The sequence below is a fragment of the Deltaproteobacteria bacterium genome, assembly GCA_016177765.1.
Taxonomy (GTDB): domain Bacteria; phylum UBA10199; class UBA10199; order JACPAL01; family JACOUP01; genus JACOUP01.
Genome location: JACOUP010000014.1, coordinates 1 through 4,363, shown reverse-complemented (window position 1 = coordinate 4,363; position 4,363 = coordinate 1). Strand labels below are relative to the sequence as shown.

Here is a 4,363-nt window from a genome sequence, read left to right as displayed (position 1 = left end):
TGAAAACATCCTTGAGCAGGCTGAAAGGGAACTTATGAATGAGGATGAGGTGAGGAACGAGCTTAAGGAGCTTTACGAGCAGCTTGAGAGCCGGCGGATTACCGAAGCGGAGTTCGAAAAAAGGGAAGAGGAGCTGGTCAAAAGGCTAGAAGAGATTGAGCAGTACAAAAAGGAGAGAGATGAGGCTGCCTGAGTCCCGTTTTATGCAAGATGAAATCATGGGTGCTGAGACCTCCCTGAGCCGGCACGAGTGGCTGTCCGGCAGGCAGGTCTCCTTGGTGGAGGTCCTAGACAGGGTGCTTAACAAAGGGGCGGTGCTGACCGGAGGTATCACGATCTCTGTAGCTGACATTCCCCTTCTATATGTGGGCTTAAACCTGCTCATTGCGTCCGTAGAGACGCTGAAGAAACACCTGTCTCCCATGGCCGGGCACAGTCAGGTCGGACAAGGCCTTTTCCCTCACCCCTACCCTCTCCCTGAGGGAGAGGGCGAGGGTGAGGGCTAGAAGAAAAAGTTTATGGAGCCTGATCTCCAGGCGAGCGAGATGGAGGATTTTGCCCGTTGCCTCAGAGAAGGCAGAAGCCCATGGCCGTCCCTGTCTGCGCCTGCCAATGGCAGGCAGGCAGGTCGGTTGAACCTGGACCCTGAGAAAGTAGAGCAGGGCCTGGCCAAGTTGGTTCTGTCCCTTCTTGAACTGCTCAGGCAACTTATGGAGAGGCAGGCCATTCGCAGGATGGAAGGCCGCTCCCTGAGTCCAGACGAGATAGAGAGATTGGGGGCTACGCTCATGAAGCTGGAGAAGAGGATGGCGGAGCTAAAAGAGCACTTTGGTATCGACGATCTCAACCTCGATCTGGGCCCTTTGGGGAGGCTGATCGATTAACGTCTAGCCAAAGATATTTGAAATTTTTTAGACCCTCACCTTTAATCCTCTCCCTTCGAGGGAGAGGGTAGGGTGAGGGTGAAGCTGAGCGATTAAAGTCGAAAGGACTAAGGATGCAGACAGGGCAGATTGTCCATGCGACGCAGGCCACCAACCTTGCCGATATCCTGGAAAGGGTACTGGACAAAGGGGTGGTCATCGCGGGGGATGTCAGGATCAAGCTGTTAGACATCGAGCTTCTCACTCTCCAGCTCCGCCTGGTCATTGCTTCCGTGGATAAGGCCAAGGAGATGGGAATTGACTGGTGGCAACTGGATCCCTTTCTCTCTTCCAGGGCGAGAGAGAATGGAAAGGGAGAGGAGCTTGAGGCTCTGAAACAAAGGGTTGAGCAGTTAGAAGCTCTCCAGGTGTCCAAAAAGCGTAAGCAAGCACGAGCAAGAAAGAGTCATTATGAAGAAAGATAAAAAACAGTTTGATCTCTCTCAGGTGATCGGCGGAGCGCTCGATATTCTCGGCCTAAAGATAGACCTCGGAAAGTTACTCTCCTCACCGGATGAGTTAAAGGGAAAACTTGAGGAGCTGAGGGAAAAGCTCAAGCAGGCCGGCGGAAAAGAAACCCTAACGGATGAGAAGTGGAGACAGGGGGTGAGCGTAAGAGGGCACGTGAGAACCCGTGGCATCCTCGGAGAAAGGGAATACCACATCGGGACAGGGGTGCGGCCGCCGCCAGAGGCAACCAAACCCCCCGATGTGGTGGAGCCGGCAGTTGACGTTTTCGATGAGCCTAAAGAAATCGTGGTTGTGGCTGAGGTGCCCGGTGTGGGCCTCAATGACTTGAAGCTAAAAATTCAGGGCAAAGTCCTTTCCCTATCGACGAAATCAAAAGCCGGCATGAACTATAGAAAGGAAATTGGACTGAGCTCCGAAGTCGACGCCGATACCCTGAGAGCAACCTGCCGCAACGGTATCCTGGAAATCCGGCTTCGGAAGAAGGACGGCGAGGGTGGGTGACAAAAGACAAGGAGGCACTTAAGGCTGAACTTCTTGCTGTCCTTAAAAAACATCCTGAGGGCATGAAGCTCCGCGAACTAGGGAATTTTTTGGGGGTTAACTGGAGGACCCTTGTCGGGCCGGTCAGCTCTCTTTGTCGGCAGGGCAAGATCGAGAGGCTAAATGATTTCTACTTCTTTGTCAGGGCGAAAAGCGGCAAGCGCAAGAGATAGCTGTCTTCACCGTGAGACAGGAGGTTAGGGGGCATGATGAATCTAAAAGAGACCGATGTGGATGTCTTCCTCTTCTTACCTGAAAGCACCCGATTCGCGATCATCGATGCCGAAGATATTGCCGGCGCCCTAAGCGACCTCGGCTATAACGTTCCCCATCTCATCAGGGTCTTTGAGGCTCTTCAAGAAAGGTGCTACGTGCGCACGGCACTGGGAGAGATGCGTCTTCCTAGTGGATGAAATAGGGATCGTATGACCAAGAGATAAAGCCTGAGAAAGCGACCTTATCTCATGGAGCTAAAGTCCCATTGCACCCTACTCCTGGGTATTCTGTCGCTGCTCCTCTTGGCTGCCCTTTTCTACCTTTACTCCCTGGGAGGTATTCTCAAGCATTACGAACGGTCCGAGTATCTGAGGATAGCGGATTTTGATCTGAAGGTCTTAGAAACCAAGAAGGCCATAGATAGCCTTAAGATCAAGGAGATGGATGGTGAACTGGCGTATAGGTACGCCGCTCTTATAGCCAAATACGCTTCCTTATTCGAACTGGATCCTCTGGATATAGTTTCCGTCATATACCAGGAATCGAGCTTCAACCCTCAAGCCATCTCTCCTACTGGCGATTACGGCCTCATGGGTATCAACTGGCACTACGTCGGGAGACACCACGTGAAAGACAAGAGGGATCTTCTTACTGTTGAGACAAACCTTAGAATCGGCGTGGAGATGCTAAACTTTTGGCGTGAGTTTAGCCGGAAAAACACAAACAAGGGCGATGGCATCGCCTTCTTTCTTAATCATTACAACCAAGGGATCGTCCCTCAGAACGGAGATTACGCCAAAAAGGTTATGGACGTCCGCAAGAAGCTTGCGCTCAATCAAATCTTGGTTCCAAACCACCTCCTGGCCATGGAAAATGGTGAGAGGGCGATCATCGGTCCCTAAAAGTTCTGGGATCACTTTCATGAGGCCAAGATTGCACAAACAGACACGCATACACGCAGGCCGGTTGAGAAGCTCGATTTGTCACCACAGCCGTCTAGCCCCGATGAGGGACCCGTCCTTTCTGAGAGTCTCGCTGGAAGGCCTACGACATCACCTGATCCTGACCAGAAGAATTACGACCATGAGGGACACAGCTCAAAACGCAGAAACCGCGGACCACCACGACCACTCAGCGCAAAAAAAATACGATCTTCTCAAGTCGCAGTTCTTGGCCATTATGTCCCACGAGCTTCGCACTCCGTTAACTGTCATCTGCGGTCACCTCTCCCTTTTGACCGATGGGGTCAGGGGAGACCTCAGCGATGAGGTGCGCTACGGTTTAACCAAGGCAATGGAAGCCAGTGGTCATCTGGTGAGATTAGTTAATAATCTTTTGGATCTTACATGGTTGTCAGCAGGCAGTATGGAGATCCGAAGAGGGCCTGCGGACCTGGGGGCTCTTCTCGAGGAGCTGGCACGACAATGGAGCGGTGCAATTAAAGATCGCTCCGTTGTGTTACTCAAGGAAATTTCTCCTCTAGTTCCCCAAATCGAAACCGATGAGAAGCATTTGAAGAAGATATTGGATAACCTTCTCGACAACGCGATAAAGTTCACACGGGAGGGGAAAATCGTGCTCGGGGCTCGTTCACGTGAGGATGCCGTAGAGGTCTGGGTAGCTGATACCGGGATCGGAATCAGCCGTGAGGCGCGCGAGTTCATTTTCGACGCATTCCGGCAGGTCGACGCCAGCGATACTCGTTCCTACCAGGGAATGGGGTTGGGGTTGGCCCTGAGCAAGAAATTAGTCCGCCTCTTAGGGGGGAGGATAGAGGTTGAAAGCGAAACAGGTAGGGGGAGCACTTTCCGCGTGATCCTCCCCAGGGGGAGTCCATATGCCGACAAGGATTTTGGTTGTTGAAGACCATAGGGATTCAAGGGAAATCCTCGCATTTATGCTGCGTAGTATGGGTTACGAGGTTATCGAGGCCGCCAACGGTCAAGAAGCTATAGAAAAAGCCGGGGCTGAAGAGCCAGATTCAATCATTATGGATTTAGGTCTTCCAGGAATTAACGGAATAGAGGCGACAGTCAAGCTCAAGCAGGATCCGAAAACAGCACACATACCGGTCATCGCCCACTCGGCGTGGAGCGAGCAACAATATAGAGCTGCAGCCCTCAGGGCTGGCATGGTGGAATATTTGCCTAAGCCCACTTCTCCTGCGGTTTTTAGAGAAGTGTTGCAGAAAATTCTGCATACCCAGCAGGTGA

10 protein-coding genes are annotated in these 4,363 nt (G+C 52.1%); all 10 read left to right on the top strand.

Annotated elements, in window-relative coordinates; genetic code table 11:
- The coding region (locus HYS22_09350) for a gas vesicle protein GvpG (protein MBI1910357.1) at positions 1-193 on the top strand (193 nt) is incomplete at its 5' end.
- Between the two features lie 25 nt (positions 194-218).
- Positions 219-506, top strand: a complete 288-nt coding sequence (locus HYS22_09345) for a gas vesicle protein (protein MBI1910356.1) — start codon at positions 219-221, stop codon at positions 504-506.
- 39 nt (positions 507-545) lie between these two features.
- Positions 546-884: a gas vesicle protein K gene (locus HYS22_09340; protein ID MBI1910355.1), complete on the top strand. Its 339-nt coding sequence runs from the start codon at positions 546-548 to the stop codon at positions 882-884.
- A gap of 113 nt (positions 885-997) precedes the next feature.
- Positions 998-1,348 carry a gas vesicle protein gene (locus HYS22_09335; protein MBI1910354.1) on the top strand — a complete coding sequence of 117 codons (351 nt, stop codon included), beginning with the start codon at positions 998-1,000 and terminating at the stop codon, positions 1,346-1,348.
- Positions 1,335-1,895: an Hsp20/alpha crystallin family protein gene (locus HYS22_09330; GenBank protein MBI1910353.1), complete on the top strand. Its 561-nt coding sequence runs from the start codon at positions 1,335-1,337 to the stop codon at positions 1,893-1,895. The genes HYS22_09335 and HYS22_09330 overlap by 14 nt, the downstream gene beginning before the upstream one ends.
- Positions 1,892-2,107, top strand: a complete 216-nt coding sequence (locus HYS22_09325) for a hypothetical protein (protein ID MBI1910352.1) — start codon at positions 1,892-1,894, stop codon at positions 2,105-2,107. Before HYS22_09330 ends, HYS22_09325 begins: the two co-directional genes overlap by 4 nt.
- Positions 2,108-2,140: 33 nt before the next feature.
- A complete protein-coding gene (locus HYS22_09320; GenBank protein ID MBI1910351.1) occupies positions 2,141-2,347 on the top strand; it encodes a hypothetical protein in 207 nt (68 codons plus the stop codon).
- Positions 2,348-2,398: 51 nt separating this feature from the next.
- Positions 2,399-3,052, top strand: a complete 654-nt coding sequence (locus tag HYS22_09315; GenBank protein ID MBI1910350.1) for a transglycosylase SLT domain-containing protein — start codon at positions 2,399-2,401, stop codon at positions 3,050-3,052.
- A 103-nt stretch (positions 3,053-3,155) separates the two neighbouring features.
- Entirely contained in the window at positions 3,156-4,013 is an 858-nt protein-coding gene (locus HYS22_09310; GenBank protein MBI1910349.1) for a HAMP domain-containing histidine kinase, read from the top strand.
- Positions 3,988-4,363, top strand: a 376-nt coding sequence (locus HYS22_09305) for a response regulator (GenBank protein ID MBI1910348.1), incomplete at its 3' end; no start/stop codon positions are given. The genes HYS22_09310 and HYS22_09305, both read left to right, overlap by 26 nt.